Annotated in this window: 16 protein-coding genes and 1 pseudogene; 9 read left to right on the forward strand and 8 right to left on the reverse strand. The window is 68.6% G+C overall.

Features of this window, described 5'->3' with window-relative positions; all coding sequences use genetic code 11:
• A pseudogene (locus DQP58_RS16730) lies at window positions 1-474 on the forward strand (DNA polymerase III subunit gamma/tau); the annotation flags it as partial.
• A gap of 14 nt (window positions 475-488) precedes the next feature.
• Here DQP58_RS16730 and DQP58_RS16735 read toward each other — a convergent pair.
• Together DQP58_RS16735 and DQP58_RS16740 are read right to left on the reverse strand one after the other, a co-directional pair.
• Window positions 489-1,808, reverse strand: coding sequence for a class I SAM-dependent methyltransferase (locus DQP58_RS16735; RefSeq protein ID WP_205869450.1), 1,320 nt, complete (start codon window positions 1,806-1,808; stop codon window positions 489-491).
• A complete protein-coding gene (locus tag DQP58_RS16740) occupies window positions 1,805-3,196 on the reverse strand; it encodes an FAD-binding oxidoreductase (RefSeq protein ID WP_205869452.1) in 1,392 nt (463 codons plus the stop codon). The genes DQP58_RS16735 and DQP58_RS16740 overlap by 4 nt, the downstream gene beginning before the upstream one ends.
• An 83-nt stretch (window positions 3,197-3,279) precedes the next feature.
• Here DQP58_RS16740 and DQP58_RS16745 point away from each other — a divergent pair, with 83 nt between their 5' ends.
• Window positions 3,280-3,717 carry an SRPBCC family protein gene (locus tag DQP58_RS16745; RefSeq protein WP_112709415.1) on the forward strand — a complete coding sequence of 146 codons (438 nt, stop codon included), beginning with the start codon at window positions 3,280-3,282 and terminating at the stop codon, window positions 3,715-3,717.
• A gap of 17 nt (window positions 3,718-3,734) precedes the next feature.
• On the opposite strand, the gene DQP58_RS16750 is transcribed toward DQP58_RS16745, so the two are convergent.
• Window positions 3,735-4,496, reverse strand: coding sequence for an Rv3717 family N-acetylmuramoyl-L-alanine amidase (locus DQP58_RS16750; RefSeq protein ID WP_205869451.1), 762 nt, complete (start codon window positions 4,494-4,496; stop codon window positions 3,735-3,737).
• A 98-nt stretch (window positions 4,497-4,594) separates the two neighbouring features.
• Between DQP58_RS16750 and DQP58_RS16755 the strand changes: the two genes are divergently transcribed.
• Both DQP58_RS16755 and recR read left to right on the forward strand, forming a co-directional pair.
• Window positions 4,595-4,939 carry a YbaB/EbfC family nucleoid-associated protein gene (locus tag DQP58_RS16755; protein ID WP_112709417.1) on the forward strand — a complete coding sequence of 115 codons (345 nt, stop codon included), beginning with the start codon at window positions 4,595-4,597 and terminating at the stop codon, window positions 4,937-4,939.
• A 16-nt stretch (window positions 4,940-4,955) separates the two neighbouring features.
• Window positions 4,956-5,567, forward strand: coding sequence for a recombination mediator RecR (recR, locus tag DQP58_RS16760; RefSeq protein WP_008263246.1), 612 nt, complete (start codon window positions 4,956-4,958; stop codon window positions 5,565-5,567).
• 6 nt (window positions 5,568-5,573) lie between these two features.
• Here recR and DQP58_RS16765 read toward each other — a convergent pair whose 3' ends face one another.
• From DQP58_RS16765 to DQP58_RS16775, 3 genes are read right to left on the reverse strand one after another with little or no spacing between them, the layout of a single operon-like run.
• Window positions 5,574-5,996 (reverse strand): hypothetical protein, encoded by a 423-nt coding sequence (locus DQP58_RS16765; RefSeq protein WP_112709418.1) that lies wholly within the window; start codon window positions 5,994-5,996, stop codon window positions 5,574-5,576.
• Window positions 5,997-6,007: 11 nt separating this feature from the next.
• Window positions 6,008-6,703, reverse strand: coding sequence for a type 1 glutamine amidotransferase (locus DQP58_RS16770; protein WP_112709439.1), 696 nt, complete (start codon window positions 6,701-6,703; stop codon window positions 6,008-6,010).
• Between the two features lie 4 nt (window positions 6,704-6,707).
• Window positions 6,708-7,937, reverse strand: coding sequence for a Mur ligase family protein (locus DQP58_RS16775; protein WP_112709419.1), 1,230 nt, complete (start codon window positions 7,935-7,937; stop codon window positions 6,708-6,710).
• A gap of 78 nt (window positions 7,938-8,015) precedes the next feature.
• Between DQP58_RS16775 and DQP58_RS16780 the strand changes: the two genes are divergently transcribed.
• Entirely contained in the window at window positions 8,016-9,008 is a 993-nt protein-coding gene (locus DQP58_RS16780) for a DEDDh family exonuclease (RefSeq protein WP_112709420.1), read from the forward strand.
• A gap of 15 nt (window positions 9,009-9,023) precedes the next feature.
• On the opposite strand, the gene DQP58_RS16785 is transcribed toward DQP58_RS16780, so the two are convergent.
• Window positions 9,024-9,698, reverse strand: coding sequence for a LuxR C-terminal-related transcriptional regulator (locus DQP58_RS16785; protein WP_112709421.1), 675 nt, complete (start codon window positions 9,696-9,698; stop codon window positions 9,024-9,026).
• A gap of 119 nt (window positions 9,699-9,817) precedes the next feature.
• Here DQP58_RS16785 and DQP58_RS26830 point away from each other — a divergent pair, with 119 nt between their 5' ends.
• Window positions 9,818-9,973: a DUF6131 family protein gene (locus tag DQP58_RS26830; RefSeq protein WP_165827896.1), complete on the forward strand. Its 156-nt coding sequence runs from the start codon at window positions 9,818-9,820 to the stop codon at window positions 9,971-9,973.
• Window positions 9,974-10,112: 139 nt separating this feature from the next.
• Here DQP58_RS26830 and leuA read toward each other — a convergent pair whose 3' ends face one another.
• Window positions 10,113-12,083 (reverse strand): 2-isopropylmalate synthase, encoded by a 1,971-nt coding sequence (gene leuA / locus DQP58_RS16790; protein WP_430916169.1) that lies wholly within the window; start codon window positions 12,081-12,083, stop codon window positions 10,113-10,115.
• 290 nt (window positions 12,084-12,373) lie between these two features.
• Here leuA and DQP58_RS16795 point away from each other — a divergent pair, with 290 nt between their 5' ends.
• Genes DQP58_RS16795 through DQP58_RS16805 form a run of 3 tightly spaced genes read left to right on the forward strand, consistent with a single transcriptional unit; the run spans window position 12,374 to window position 15,837 of the window.
• Entirely contained in the window at window positions 12,374-13,639 is a 1,266-nt protein-coding gene (locus DQP58_RS16795) for an aspartate kinase (RefSeq protein WP_112709423.1), read from the forward strand.
• Window positions 13,640-14,698 carry an aspartate-semialdehyde dehydrogenase gene (locus tag DQP58_RS16800; RefSeq protein WP_112709424.1) on the forward strand — a complete coding sequence of 353 codons (1,059 nt, stop codon included), beginning with the start codon at window positions 13,640-13,642 and terminating at the stop codon, window positions 14,696-14,698.
• An 8-nt stretch (window positions 14,699-14,706) separates the two neighbouring features.
• Complete coding sequence (locus DQP58_RS16805) at window positions 14,707-15,837, forward strand: DUF4185 domain-containing protein (RefSeq protein WP_240629885.1); 1,131 nt, start codon at window positions 14,707-14,709, stop codon at window positions 15,835-15,837.
• Window positions 15,838-15,967 lie beyond the last annotated feature (130 nt).

Raw genomic sequence — 15,967 nt, forward strand, 5'->3', positions numbered from 1 at the left:
AACACCGCCGCGGTGCGCAGCATGTGGCCGACGGTGCGCGAAAAGGTCCGTCAGCGCAGCCGCACCACCGAGGTGATGCTCGCCGGTGCGACCGTCCGGGCCCTCGAGGGCAACACGCTGGTGCTGAGCCATGAGTCGGCGCCGCTGGCCAAAAGGCTCTGCGAACAGCGCAACGCCGACGTCATCGCCGAGGCGCTCAAAGACGCGCTCGGCGTCGACTGGCGGGTGCGGTGTGAGGCGGGCGCGCCGGCCTCCGCGCCGACGCCCCCGCCCACCAGCGGGGGGAGTGGCCCGGCCGTTCCCAGCGCGCCGGAACCCGCACCCGACGCGGACTCCGCGCGGCGCGACGAAGAGGAACACATGCTTGCCGAAGCGGTCCGCAACGAGCCGTCGGCGCCGCGCCGCGACCCCGAAGAGGTCGCGCTGGAATTGCTACAGAACGAGCTGGGCGCCCGCCGGATCGACAACGGCTAGCCGGGGCGAGCGGGTCAGGGCGTCCACCACGGCCGCAGCGGCAGGTCGTCGTCGCCGCGCGGGTCCACCTTGGCGGCCAGCACGTGATGCAGCTGAAGGTTGTTCTGCTCGAACGCCACCCGGGATGCCGCCATGTACAGACCCCACACCTTGGCGGTCGGCAAGCCGACCTCGGCGACGGCCGCGTCCCAGTGCTCGACCAGATTGCGGCACCAGTCGCGCAGCGTCATCGCGTAGTGATGGCGGAAGTTCTCCGCATGCAGCACCTCGAAGCCCGCGTCCTGGATGTCGCTGGTGATGCGGCCCGAGCCGGTGAGCTCCCCGTCCGGGAAGACGTAGCGATCGGTGAACCCGCCGGCGAACGAGGTCGAGGTGTTGTCGTGGCGGGTGATGCAGTGGTTGAGCAGCAGACCGCCGGTGCGCAGTTTCGACTTCAGGAAGCCGAAGTAGGCCGGGTAATTCTTGACGCCGATGTGCTCGGTCAGCCCGATCGAGGAGACGGCGTCGAACTGCACTTCGCCGACGTCGCGGTAGTCGGAGTGCCGCACCTCGGCGAGCTCCGCCAGCCCCTCGTCGGCGATCGCCCGCTGCGCCCACTTCGCCTGCTCGGCCGACAGGGTGGCGCCGGTGGCCCGCACGCCGCGGCGTGCGGCGTAGCGCACCATCCCGCCCCAGCCGCACCCCACGTCGAGCAACCGGTCGCCCGGCTGCAGCCGCAACTTCTCGAAGATCAGCCGGTACTTGTTCTGCTGCGCGTCTTCCAGCGTCGCCTCGGCGTCGGGGTACACCGCGCAGGTGTAGGTCATCGACGGGCCCAGCACGAGTTCGTAGAAGGTGTTGGAGACGTCGTAGTGGTGATGGATGGCCTCGGCGTCGCGGGTCTTGCTGTGCATCAGCCCGTCGGCGACCCGGCGCCACCGGGGCCGGGTTTCCTGGGGTGGTGGCGCCACCGGCAACAAGCGCTCGAAGCCCAGCGAACGGACGACGTTGGCCAGCACCCGCGCCGGCGGCCGCTTGAATTCGACCCGATCGGTCAACGTCTTGAGCAGTTGGTACGGATCACCCGGATGCACGCCGTACGCCTGCAGGTCGCCCGCCACATAGGCGCGGGCCAGGCCGAGCTCGCCGGGCGCGGTGGCCAGGTAGGTCGCGCCGCGGGGAGTGCGAAGATCCAGACCCAGTTCGGCGTCCTCGCTTCCGGCGATGCTGCCGTCGTAGGCGGTGAACCTCAGCGGATGTCGCCCGGTCGCGGCGAAGACCTCCAAAATTTCGGCCATGCTGAGTTTGCCCGTCGACGACCGGTGCGGTTCTTTGGTCTCCCTGACTGAAGTCATCGCCGTTGCACCGCCTTTGCGTAGAGGTCGAGTAGACGAGAATCGGGGTCGTAGGTTTTCTTGACGGTGTTGTAGGCCTCGCCGCCGTACAACTCGTCGAAATCCTCGCGGGAGTAGAAGGAGTCGGAGTACAGCGACTTGTGCCCGTCGAGCTCGCTCACCTTGGCTTCGATCATCCGGTTGGTGGCGCCCTCGCATGAGCCGGCCGGCACCGACGACCAGAAGCCGACGTTGACGTAGGTGTGATCCGGCCGCATCGGATACAGCGGCCAGCCGCCGTGGTCGCGTAACCGCAACGGGCACAACCAGATTGGCGTAATGGGGACGCTGTCGAGGAACCATTCCAAAAACTCGCAGGTTCGTTCGACCGGCACCTCGACGTCTTGCACCACCCGTTCGCGCGGTGGGCGGCCGTTGCGCTTCTCGATCCGGTCGGCGATGCCGAACCGCTGATCCATCGCGATGAGCTTCCAGTAGAAGCTGCTGCGCCGATAGCGGCGCGGCCACCAGCGGCGCAGCCGCGGGTCCTGGACGCCGAAGGCGCGCGAGCACCAGAACCAGTCGGTGTCCCAGCGCCAGAAGTAGTCGTTCATGGTCAGCCGGTCGTCCTTGGTGGCTTCCACGCCGGCCGACTCGTGCCGGATGGACTGGTAATAGATGTCGCGGCCGGTGTAGTCGCTGACCGGGCCGGGAGTGGTGGTCCGCCGGCCCACGCACAGGTAGCTTTCGTCGGCGCTGAAGACCACGCCGTCGAGGTAGTCCACCGGCGTCCCGCCCTGCCCACCGGTGTCGATGATGCGTTCGGCCGCCGCGACCAGATCCACCAGTGAGCGGAATCGGATGTGGCGCAGCGCCACGAACGGCGCGACGGGCTCCAGCTCGATCCGAAGCCGCGTCGAATAGCCAAGCGTCCCATAGGAATTTGGGAAGGCACGGAAAAGATCTGCGTGCTGGGAGCGCGACGCGGTGAGCAAATCGCCAGCGCCGGTGAGGATGTCCATCTCCAGCACGGATTCATGCGGGAGCCCGTTGCGAAACGACGACGACTCGATACCCAGTCCGCTGACCGCGCCGCCGAGCGTGATGGTCTTGAGCTGGGGGACGACCAGTGGCGACAGGCCGTAGGGCAGCGTCGCGGCGACCAGGTCCGCGTACGTGCACATGCCGGCCACGTCGGCGGTGCGGGTTTCGGGATCCACCCTCAGAACCCCGGTCAGTCCCGACGTGTCCAGGCCCGGGGCATCGCGTTTGGTGCGGGCGCGGAACAGATTTGACGTCGGTTTGGCCAGCCGGACGGCCGACGTTTCCGGGATGGATCGATAACTTGCCATCATCCGGTCGACGCCGTACTTGTGGGCCGAGAGTGCAGATCCAAGGACAGGCACCAGATATACCCTAGTCTTCGACAACAGCCCGTGCACCAATCGCAAGCGGGCGGTACCGGCGGAAATCAGCATGAGGAGGGGTCGCCTTGGGACAGGTGAGCGCAGAGAGCACCATCTTGATCAACGCGGAGCCCGCGGCAACCCTTGCCGCCGTCGCGGACTACCAGAACGTCCGCCCGAAGATCCTGTCGCCGCAGTACAGCGACTACCAGGTGGTGCAGGGCGGTCAAGGCGCGGGCACGGTCGCCAAGTGGAAGCTGCAGGCCACCAAGTCACGCGTGCGCGACGTGCAGGCCAACGTCGACGTGGCCGGGCACACCGTCATCGAGAAGGACGCGAACTCGTCGATGATCATCAACTGGACGGTGGCCCCCGCCGGGCCCGGCTCCAGCGTCACCGTGAAGACCACCTGGACCGGGGCCGGCGGCGTGAAGGGCTTTTTCGAAAAGACCTTTGCGCCGTTGGGGCTGAAGAGGATTCAGGGCGAGGTGCTGGCCAACCTGAAGAAGGAACTGGAGAGCTAGCCGGCGCGCACTCCGACTCAGCGCGCCTGACCCTGCGAGGCCAGGAACCCCGCGACGCCCCGGACCAGTGCGTCGGCGTACTTCTGCCGGCCCTCGGCGGATTCCATCAGCGCCGAGTCGGCCGGATTCTTCATGTTGCCGCACTCGACCAGGATCGACGGGTACTGCGCCAGGTTCAGGCCGGTCAGATCCGAGCGGCCGTACAGACCGTTCTGGCCGATGTAATTGGCCGGCGGGATGCCCGAGCCCTGCAGCTGGTCGCGCATGATCCGCGCGTACTGCACCGACGGGCCCGCCTGCACCTGGTTGAGCGGCGGCGCCGAGTAGTTGACGTGGAATCCCCGCCCGGACGGCGGACCGCCGTCGGCGTGAATGGACAGGACCGCGTTGGGATGCAGCGCGTTCGCCGCGTTCGCGCGTTCGTCGACGCACGGCCCCAGGCCGGTGTCGTTGGCGCGGGACAGCGCGGTCCGCACGCCGAGGGCGCTCAGTTCGGCGCGCACCCGCAGCGCGGTGTTCCAGGTGAAGCTGTGCTCCATGTAGCCGCTGTTGGTCGCGGTCCCGCTGGTCTGGCAGTCCTTGGTGCCGCCGCGGCCGGTGGGCACCTGACGGTTGATGGAGCCGTCGTTGGAGCCGTTATGGCCCGGGTCGATGAAAACCACCATGCCGGCGATGTTGGACGGGACCGCCGTCGCGGTCGGCATGATCGCCGTCGAAGCGGCGACGAGCACACCGACCGCCAATTTGATCCCGACACGTCTGCTCAGTCGTAGGTCCACGGCGCAAAGCTAACGCCGAGCGGTCTACGCTGGGTGTTTCGAATCGCCGGAGACTCACGAGCGAAACCAACTCGAGACCAAGATGCGAGGGGATTGTCATGCAACCCGGAGGCGACATGTCGGCGCTGCTCGCCCAGGCGCAGCAGATGCAGCAAAAGCTCATGGAAGCCCAGCAACACCTGGCGAACGCCGAGGTGCATGGTCAGGCCGGCGGGGGTTTGGTGGAGGTCGTCGTCAAGGGCAGCGGCGAGGTGGTCGCGGTGAAGATCGACCCGTCGGTCGTCGACCCGTCGGACGTCGAGACCCTGCAGGACTTGATCGTCGGTGCGATGGGGGACGCCTCCAAGCAGGTCACCCGGATGGCCCAGGAGCGGTTGGGGTCGCTGGCCGGCGGCTTCGGTCCCCCGCCGGGGCAACCGCCCGCGCCGGCGCAGGGGCTTTAGGCTCTCCATCACCGTCATGTTCGAAGGACCCGTCCAGGATTTGATCGACGAGCTCGGCAAGCTGCCGGGCATCGGGCCCAAGAGCGCCCAGCGCATCGCGTTCCACCTGTTGTCGGTGGAACCGCCGGATATCGACCGGCTGACCGCGGTGTTGGCCAAGGTGCGCGACGGCGTGCGGTTCTGTGCGGTGTGCGGCAACGTCTCCGACAACGAGCGGTGCCGGATCTGCGCGGATCCCCGCCGGGACGGCTCGCAGGTGTGCGTGGTCGAGGAGCCCAAGGACGTCCAGGCCGTCGAGCGCACCCGCGAGTTCCGCGGCCGCTACCACGTTTTGGGCGGTGCGCTCGATCCGCTGTCCGGGGTGGGGCCCGATCAGCTGCGGATCCGCGAGCTGTTGAGCCGAATCGGCGAGCGGGTCGACGACGTCGACATCACCGAGGTGATCATCGCCACCGACCCGAACACCGAGGGCGAGGCGACGGCCACCTACCTGGTGCGGATGCTGCGCGACATCCCCGGCCTGACCGTGACCCGGATCGCGTCGGGGCTGCCGATGGGCGGGGACCTGGAATTCGCCGACGAGTTGACGCTTGGTCGCGCCCTCGCCGGGCGCCGGGCGATGGTCTGACGTTCGTCAGGCCTTGCTCAACTGGAACGGCCGGGTGACGGTCTTCCCAGGCTCTCCGCCACACGCGTCCGTCGTCGTCTGCTGGCCCTCGCCGGCGAGCGACACGGCATCGAAGCTGTAGTCGACGGTCACCGGAGCGATTACGCCGTTCGGGCACTGCGCCTGGGCCGTGCCGCTGTGCGTCCACCGCCCGTCGGCGAGGTGGAACTCCCAGCTGGTGACCAACGTCCCGCCATCTTGGGAGGTCGCCCGGGTGCAGTCCGATCCGCACGGGACGAAAAGCCAGGCGGTTGGTTTGTCGTTGTCCGTGTAGAGCACGTTGTACCGGCCGTTCAGCACTTCGGGGTTGGCGTGCGCCGGTGCCGACGACGCGAGGAACGCGGCGGTCAACGCGGCGCCGGCGGTAAGTCTGTGGCTGATCTTCGTCATCTCGTTTCGTCCTAGCGCGCGGCTAACCGTTCGCGGCGCAGCAAGTCCACCTCCGGCATCGGCAGCGGCGGCAGCTCACCGACCACCGCGCCGAGCAGCAGGTCGGCCAGTTGCGGGTTGCGGGCCAGGCATGGCCCGTGCATGTAGGTCGCGATCACGCTGCCCTGCACAGCGCCGTCGACGCCGTCGCCGCGCCGGTTGCCCGCGCCCTTGACCACCGCGCCCAGCGGGGACGCCGCCGGCCCCAGCACGGTGCCGCCGCGGTGGTTCTCGAAACCGGTGAGGCGCTCGGTCAGGCCCGCCAGCAGCGGCTTGGTCGCCAGCTCGCCGATGGTGCGCGCCTCTTGCGGCGACGTCGTCGCGTCCAGCATGCCCACGCCGTCGACGCGTTCCCCGGCCGACGTTTCATACCAGTGCCCCAGCACCTGAACGGCCGCGCAGATCGCCAGCACCGGCGCGCCCCGGTCCGCGGCGCGCTGCAGGCCCGGGTATTTGATCAGGTGCCGGGTGGCCAGGCGCTGCGCGTAGTCCTCCGCGCCGCCCAGCGTGTAGAGGTCCAGCGACTCCGGAACGGGGTCGGCCAGCGTGATCTCGACGATCTCGGCGGCGATGCCGCGCAGCCGGAGCCGTTGCCGCAGCACCAGCGCGTTGCCGCCGTCCCCGTAGGTGCCCATCACGTCGGGCAGCACCAGCCCGATCCGTACCACCGAGTCAGCCATGGCGCGCCAATGCCCGTTGCAGCTGCAGGAACGCCGTGTAGTTGGCGACGACCTCCACCCGTCCGGGCGGGCACGACGCGATCGCGGCGACGGTGTCGTGCACCAGGGTGTGCTCGACGCCCGCGTAGCCGAGGCGCACCGCCAGGTCGGTGCCGCGTTCGCCGGCGGCTACCACCGCGGTCTCTTCGAAGTGCTCGAACCGCACGTCCCAGAGCCACGACAGGTCCTCTCCGTCGGGCACCTGGCCGTTGACCGAGATGACCACCCCGGCCGCGTGCTTGTCCACCATCGACAGCGCCTCCTGCCAGCCGGCGGGATTCTTGGCCAGCAGGATGCGCACCTGGTGCGCGCCGACCCGCACGGTCCGATACCGCCCCGCCACCTCGTCGACCGCCGAGACGGCCACCACCGCCTTGCCGGGATCGGCGCCCAACGCCACGGCGGCCGCGACGGCCTGGGCGGCGTTGCCCCGGTTGACCGCTCCGGGCAGCGCCAGCCGCATCGGCAGCGACAGGCCGTCGGGTCCGTAGAGGGTCTCGTCGTCGAACCACCACTGCGGGCTGGGGCGTTTGAAGTCCGCGCCCGTGGAATACCAGTGGCCCCGGTCGCGGACGATGACCTCGCCGCTGCGCGGGCAACTGACCGAGTCGTTCGACCACGACCCACCCGCGGCCACCCACACCACATTCGGGCTGTCGTAGGCGGCCGACGTCATCAGCACGTCGTCGCAGTTGGCCACGACGACCACCCCGGGGCGCCGGGCCAGGCCCGCGCGCAGGGTCCGTTCGATGACGTTGATCTCGCCGACCCGGTCCAGCTGGTCGCGCGACAGGTTGAGCAGCACGACGACACCGGGATCGACGGCGTCGGACACGTGCGGGACGTGCATTTCGTCGACTTCCAGGGCCGCCAGCGGCGCATCCCGGTTGGCGGCCAGCGCGGCGACCAGGCCGGCGTCCATGTTGGCGCCCTCGGCGTTGGTGGCTACCGAACCGAGCGTCGCCAGCGCGGCCGACGTCATGCGGGTGGTGGTGGATTTGCCGTTGGTGCCGGTGACGATGACGGTGCGCCGTCCCGCGGCGAGTTGCCGGAGCACCGAGCGGTCCAGCGTCATCGCGATCAGGCCGCCGATCATCGCCCCGGCGCCGCGGCCGGTCACCCGCGATGCCCAGCGCGCGCTCGCCCCTGCGGCGAGGGCCAGACGGGCACGGGTGGTAACCACCCCGGAAGTTTAAATGTGCCACCCCGACACGGCGTCTTTCGACCGGGTGATGTCGGTCGGCCGTGCCATCCTCAGTGCATGAGCGGGGTGCCCTGGGGTCGGCCGGCCAGCGAGCCGGCCGCGGGCTGGGCCGTCGTTGACGTCGAGACCTCGGGCTTCCGGCCAGGCCAGGCGCGGATCATCAGCGTGGCCGCGCTCGGCCTGGACGCCGACGGCAACGTCGAGCACTCGGTGGTGAGCCTGCTCAACCCCGGCGTGGACCCGGGCCCCACCCATGTGCACGGCCTGACCGCCGCCATGCTGGAAGACCAGCCGCAATTCGCCGACATCGCCGGCGACGTGGCCGAGGTGCTGCGCGGGCGCACCCTGGTGGCCCACAACGTGGCGTTCGACTACGCGTTTCTTGCCGCCGAAGCCGAACTGGCCGAGACCGAACTGCCCGTCGACAGCGTCATGTGCACTGTGGAGCTGGCCCGGCGGCTGGACCTCGGCATCGACAACTTGCGGTTGGAGACGCTCGCGGCGCACTGGGGCGTCACCCAGGAGCGGCCGCACGATGCCTTCGACGACGCGATGGTGCTGACCGGTGTGCTGGCTTCGGCGCTCAAGCTCGCCCGCGAGGGCGACATCTGGTTGCCGATCCACCCGGTGACCCGGCGCCGCTGGCCGAACGGCCGCGTCACCCACGACGAGCTGCGCCCGCTGAAGGTGCTCGCGTCCCGAATGCCGTGCCCCTATCTGAACCCGGGCCCCTACGTCGGCGGCCGACCGCTGGTGCAGGGCATGCGCGTGGCGCTGGCCACCGAGGTCGGCCGCACCCACGAGGAACTCGTGGAACGGATCCTGCATGCCGGGCTGGCCTACAGTGACGCCGTCGACCGGGAGACCTCGCTGGTGGTTTGCAACGACCCCGCCCCCGAGCAGGGCAAGGGCTACCTCGCGCGGCAGTTGGGGGTGCCGGTGCTCTCCGACGCGCAGTTCATGGCCTGTCTCGGCGCCGTGATCGGCGGCACCAGCATGGACGAATTCACCGACGTCCGCGCGCTGGACCAGCAGCTCGCGCTGTTCTAACAACTGCTTTGCCCGTCAGGGGCCGCCGTGCCAGTGTTCGATGCGGTGATGGTCGGGAGCGAATCCGTGCTCGACGCCCCACAGCACGGCCTGGGTGCGACTGCCGAGGTCGAGCTTGCGATAGATCGTCCGAATGTAGGACTTCACGGTGTTAGGACTCAGGTAGGTCAACCGCGCCACGTCCGCGTTGCTCTTACCCTGGGTGATCAGCGCCAGGATCTCCGCTTCGCGATCGCTGAGTCCTTCACCGCGACCCGGCCAGTCCAGCCCGGGCGCGCTGCGCGCCCGGCCGGCCACCGGACTGATGACCACTTCACCCGAATGCACGGCCTCTAAAGCGGCAACCAGCTCGCGCGCCGGAAGAGTCTTCGAGAGATAGCCTCGCGCGCCGCGCTGCCGTGCGCTGTCGATGAGATTGGGGTGAAAGTTCCACGTATACACGACGACTCGGCGCGCTCGCGGGTTGGCAACCAGAATTCCGATCTCTTCGTGATCGGACTCGGGTTGGGCGAATGAGTCGTACAGCACGATGTCGACCGCGTCATCGACGGGCATGGTGGAGTCGAGTTCTGCGATGACGACGCGGTCTCGGTACGGGTCCAACATGTTGGCTACGCCCTTGACGACCACGTCGTAGTCGTCGACGAGCGCGACGGTGATCGGCGCTCGGGATCGCGACTCGGGTGGCATGCCGACGAGATTACCTACCTAAGGGTGTGTTGGTACCCCCCTTAAGGGTGGTCGACTGAGCTCAGCGTCGGGCAACCGGCCGAACCAAGCAGTCAGGCATTTCAAGGGGAAGGCGCACCATGATCATTCTCGGTATCGTCCTGCTGATCGCGGGATTTCTGCTCAAGATGTCCATCTTGTGGACCCTCGGGATCATCCTCGTTGTGATCGGAGCAATCCTGGCGGTCCTGGGAAGCACCGGGCGGGCGGTCGGCGGCCGACGGCATTACTTCTGAGCCGGCCGCCGCGCATCGCCTGGGACGCACTGCCGCGAGTTCTCGAGTGGCTGCTCGCCGTTTAGCGTTCAGGGCCCATCAGCGGGGGACTCGCCGCCACGGCGCCGTGGCGGCGAGTCCCCGCTTTAGCGCTGATTGATCACCCGCGAGCGGCGCGGTTGACCGCCGACACGACCGCGCGCAGCGACGCCGAGGTGATGGACGGCGCTATGCCGACCCCCCACACCGTCTGCCCGCCGACGGGACCTGACGGGTGCCGACCCGCTTCGTCCGGCTGCGCTGCGTTCGCGATCGACACCGGACCTGATGGGTGCCGACCCGCTTCGCCCGGCTGCGCCGCGCTCGCGATCGACACCGGACCTGATGGGTGCCGACCCGCTTCGCCCGGCTGCGCCGCGCTCGCGATCGACACCGACGCCTCCACGTAGGCAGCGGCCTGCGCGTCGTCGCCGGCGCTCATGGCGTGTTCGGAGTAGTCCAGGACGGCCACGTCGAAGCCGACACCGCTGAGCGCGTGCACGAACGCGGCCAGCGGGCCGTTGCCCTGCCCGCTGATCTCGGTCTCCACCCCGTTGATCTTGACCGTCGCGGTGATGCGGGTGACCCCGCTGTCGTCCTCCGCCGCGTCGACGCGCTGCTTGATCCGCTCCAGCGGCAGGACCGGGGCCAGATACTCCTCGGAGAAGGCGTCCCACATCTCCTTGGGGCTGACCTCGCCGCCTTCCCCTTCGCTGATCTTCTGCACCACCTGGGAGAACTCGATCTGCAACCGGCGCGGCAGGGCCAGGCCGTGATCGGCCTTCATGATGTAGGCCACCCCGCCCTTGCCCGACTGCGAGTTGACCCGGATCACCGCCTCGTAGGTGCGTCCGACGTCCTTGGGGTCGATCGGCAGATAGGGCACCTGCCAGAGCATGTCCTCGACGTCGCTGTCCGCGGCGTCGGCGTCGGCCTTCATCTGGTCCAGGCCCTTGTTGATGGCGTCCTGGTGGCTGCCGGAGAACGCGGTGTAGACCAGGTCGCCGCCGTACGGGTGCCGTTCGTGCACCGGCAGCTGGTTGCAGTACTCCACGGTGCGGCGGATCTCGTCGATGTTCGAGAAGTCGATCTGCGGGTCCACGCCGCGGGAGAACAGGTTCAGCCCCAGCGTCACCAGGCACACGTTGCCGGTGCGCTCGCCGTTGCCGAACAGGCAGCCCTCGATGCGGTCGGCCCCGGCAGAAAAGCCCAATTCGGCTGCGGCGACGGCGGTTCCGCGGTCGTTGTGCGGGTGCAGGCTCAGGATGACCGATTCGCGGTTGGCCAGGTTGCGGCTCATCCACTCGATCGAATCGGCGTAGACGTTGGGCGTGGCCATCTCGACGGTGGCGGGCAGGTTGAAGATGATCGGATTGTCCGGGGTCGGCGCGATGATCTCGCCGACGGCGTCGCATACCTGCTTGGCGTATTCCAGCTCGGTGCCGGTGTAGGACTCCGGCGAGTACTCGAACCGCCACCGGGTGCCGGGGTACTTGGCGGCCTGCTCGACGCACTTGCGGGCGCCTTCGGTCGCGATGGCCTGCACCGCGGCGCGGTCGGCGCGGAACACGACGCGGCGTTGCAGGATCGACGTCGAGTTGTAGAAGTGCACGATGGCCTGCGGCGCGCCGTCGCACGCCTCGAAGGTGCGCTCGATCAGCTCCGGCCGGCACTGGGTCAGCACCTGGATGGTGACGTCGTCGGGGATGGCGCCGTCGGTGATGATTTCGCGGACGAAGTCGTAGTCGGTCTGGCTGGCCGACGGGAATCCGACTTCGATTTCCTTGTAGCCCATGCGAACCAGCAGATCGAACATGCGGCGCTTGCGTGCCGGGCTCATCGGGTCGATCAGCGCCTGATTGCCGTCACGCAGGTCCACCGCGCACCACAGCGGCGCATGAGCGATGACCCGGTCCGGCCAGGTGCGGTCGGGTAACCGGATGGGCTCGACCTCTTCGGCGAAGGGCCGGTACCGGTTGACCGGCATCGACGAGCCGCGCTGCGGGTTCCAGGTGGGCTGCCCGGGCGCTGGTGGGCCCGCGGGCGAGACGATGGTGCGTGTCGAGCTGAATGCGTCGGGATTGGAAGTCACAGTGATTGCTCCGGGGTATCAGAAGGAACTTCAGACCGGCGCGTCGCGAACACCCGCGACGGGAAGCCGGTCTGGATCAGACCCCGTCGCGGCGTCCGAGGAGGAGCACCCGCTGCACGTCGGCAACTCTACCGCTTACGGCGCGTTGGTAAAAATGCCGCCGAGACGATAGCGAATGCGCAGGCCGGGAAACCAGGTATCGCGACGTAAATCACCATGCGGTGCCACGTATTCTGTTGTGGACTTAAACCCGAAATGTCGATGCCCAGGGCCGGAGAGGCGGGAAAACCGTGGCGCTCGTCGTGCAGAAGTACGGCGGATCCTCAGTGGCGAACGCCGATCGGATCCGCCGGGTGGCCGAGCGCATCGTCGCGACCAAGAAGCAGGGCAACGACGTGGTCGTCGTCGTCTCCGCCATGGGTGACACCACCGACGACCTGATGGATCTGGCCCAGCAGGTGTGTCCGGCGCCGCCGCCGCGCGAACTGGACATGCTGCTGACCGCCGGCGAGCGAATTTCCAATGCCCTGGTCGCGATGGCGATCGAATCGCTGGGCGCGCAGGCGCGCTCGTTCACCGGTTCGCAGGCCGGCGTGATCACCACGGGCACGCACGGCAACGCCAAGATCATCGACGTCACGCCGGGACGGCTGCAGGCCGCGCTCGACGAGGGGCGCATCGTGTTGGTGGCCGGTTTCCAGGGCGTCAGCCAGGACACCCGGGACGTGACCACGCTGGGCCGAGGTGGGTCGGACACCACCGCGGTGGCGCTGGCCGCGGCGCTGCGCGCCGACGTGTGCGAGATCTACACCGACGTCGACGGCATCTTCAGCGCCGACCCCAGGATCGTGCACAACGCCCGCAAGCTGGACACCGTCACCTTCGAGGAGATGCTCGAGATGGCGGCGTGCGGCGCCAAGGTCTTGATGCTGCGCTGCGTCGAATACGCGCGCCGCTACAACATTCCGGTGCACGTCCGATCCTCGTATTCGGAAAACCCGGGCACCATCGTCGTCGGATCGATCAAGGACATAGCCATGGAAGACCCCATCCTGACCGGAGTCGCGCACGACCGCAGCGAGGCCAAGGTGACCGTCGTCGGCATTCCCGACATCCCCGGGTATGCCGCCCGCGTCTTCCGGGCGCTCGCCGACGCCGACGTGAACATCGACATGGTGTTGCAGAACGTCTCCAAGGTCGAGGACGGCAAGACCGACATCACCTTCACCTGCTCGCGGGACAGCGGGCCCACCGCGGTGGCCAAACTAGACGCGCTCTCCGACGAGATCGGGTTCAGCCAACTGCTCTACGACGACCACGTCGGCAAGGTGTCGCTGATCGGGGCGGGCATGCGCAGCCACCCGGGCGTCACCGCCACCTTCTGTGAGGCCCTGGCCGAGGTGGGCGTCAACATCGAGCTGATCTCCACCTCGGAGATCCGGATCTCGGTGCTGTGCCGCGACACCGAACTAGACAAGGCCGTCGTGGCGTTGCACGAGGCGTTCGGGCTCGGCGGCGAGGAGTCGGCGACGGTGTATGCGGGGACGGGTAGATAGATGGTTGCTATTGGAGTTGTTGGCGCCACCGGCCAGGTCGGCCAGGTGATGCGCCGGTTGCTCGACGAGCGGGACTTCCCCGCTCGGGATAGCGGGGGGTCGGTGCGGTTCTTCGCGTCGGCGCGCTCGCAGGGCCGCAAGCTGGAGTTCCGTGGCCAGGAGATCGAGGTCGAAGACGCCGCGACGGCGGACCCGAGTGGGCTGGACATCGCGTTGTTCTCCGCCGGTAAGACGATGTCGCTGGTGCAGGCGCCGCGGTTCGCCGCGGCCGGGGTGACGGTGATCGACAACTCGTCGGCCTGGCGCAAGGACCCGGACGTGCCGCTGGTGGTGTCCGAGGTGAACTTCACAAGAGATGTCGCCAACCGGGCCCGGTCCCTCAAGAAGGGCATCATCGCCAACCCGAACTGCACCACCATGGCCGCCATGCCGGTGCTCAAGGTGCTGCACGAGGAAGCCGGGCTGCAACGCCTGGTGGTGTCGAGCTATCAGGCGGTATCCGGCAGCGGGATCGCCGGGGTCGAGGAGCTGGCCACCCAGGCGCGCGCGGTCATCGACGGCGCCGAGCAGCTGGTGCACGACGGCAACGCCGTGGCGTTCCCGGCGCCCGAAACCTACGTCGCGCCGATCGCCTTCAACGTCATCCCGCTGGCCGGCTCCCTGGTGGACGACGGCTCCGGTGAGACCGACGAGGACCAGAAGCTGCGCCACGAGAGCCGCAAGATCCTCGGCATCCCCGAGCTGGCCGTCAGCGGCACCTGCGTGCGGGTGCCGGTGTTCACCGGACACTCGCTGTCGATCAACGCCGAATTCGAACGGCCGCTGTCGCCGGAGCGGGCCCGCGAACTGCTCGACGGCGCGCCCGGGGTCAAGGTGGTCGACGTGCCGACCCCGTTGGCGGCCGCCGGTGTCGACGAGTCGCTGGTCGGCCGGATCCGGCGCGACCCCGGGGTGCCCGACGGCCGCGGCCTGGCGCTGTTCATCTCCGGTGACAACCTGCGCAAGGGGGCGGCGCTGAACACCATCCAGATCGCCGAGTTACTCGCCGCCGAGTTGTGAATCCGCGGGTGAGTTCCGCGACGCGGTTCTCGCTTTTTGCGGCATCTTTGCTTGTGCCGCAATTCTTTTGGACAGCGCATGCCGACCCGCCCGCCCCGGCGCCCGAGCCGGTGCTGCAACCGCTGGCGCCCGGTCAGGTGCTGCGGATCGGCCCCACCGCCGGAACCGGCACGCCGACAGGGGATTACGGCATCGGCGCGACCGACCTGTGCGAGTTCGTCGAGTTCCCGGCCGAATTGCTCCAAGTGTGCGGTGACAGCTTCGCGGGCCAGGGCGTCGGCTTCGGCGGTTGGTACGCGCCCGTCGCGTTGCGCGTCGACACGTCCTCCGTCGACGATCCCGGCGGGGTGCGCTACACCGGGGTCACCGGCATCAGCAATCCGCTGCTGGCCGATGCCGCCCCGCCGGGGGCCTCGCAGCTGCCCGCCGGGGTGGTGCAGATCAACCGGCGCAACTACCTGATGGTGACGACGACCAAAAACCTCGAACCGCAGACCTCCCGGCTGGTGACGGCCGAACCGGCGCGCGCGGGCTGGCAGACGATCCCCGGGTCCAAGCGGCCCGCCTCGTATCAGGGTGGCTCGCAGACGCAGATCAGCGGCTACTACGACCCGATTCCCACCCCGGAGTCGCCCAGCGGGTGGGTGTACATCGTGGCCGACAGTTTCACCCGCCGGGCCCCGGTCGTGCTCTACCGGGCCACACCGCAGACGTTCACCGACCGGTCCCGGTGGCAGGGTTGGGCTGCGGGTCCGCAAGGGGGCTGGGGCAAGTCGCCGACGCCGCTGTGGCCCGACGCGGTGGGCGAGTTGTGCATCCGTCAGATCGACGGCAAGGCGGTGCTGTCCTATTTCAACGCCGTCACCGGCAACATGGAGGTTCGGGTCGCCGACGATCCGACGTCGCTGGGCGACGCGCCGGTCACCACGGTGGTCCAACACGACGAGTGGCCGGACCCGGCGGAGAGCCTGCCGCCGCCCTACGACAATCGCCTCGCGCAACCCTATGGCGGCTACATCTCACCCGGCTCGACGCTCGACGAACTACGAATATTCGTCAGCCAGTGGGACACCCGCGCGCGGGTGGCGGCGCCGTACCGGGTGATTCAGTTCGCGGTCAATCCGCTGCGGCCCGAATAGTAGCCGTTAAGGGCTCCCAGGCGCACAAGTTGCGGGCGCCGTCGCGATCAAGTCTCCGATGACCCCGTCGGGAGCGCGACAAGCCAGATGGTTGGCCGGGCGTCCCTGGGTTGGGTCAGTAGCGTCGTCA

Source organism: Mycobacterium colombiense (assembly GCF_003284975.1).
Lineage (GTDB): Bacteria > Actinomycetota > Actinomycetes > Mycobacteriales > Mycobacteriaceae > Mycobacterium > Mycobacterium europaeum_A.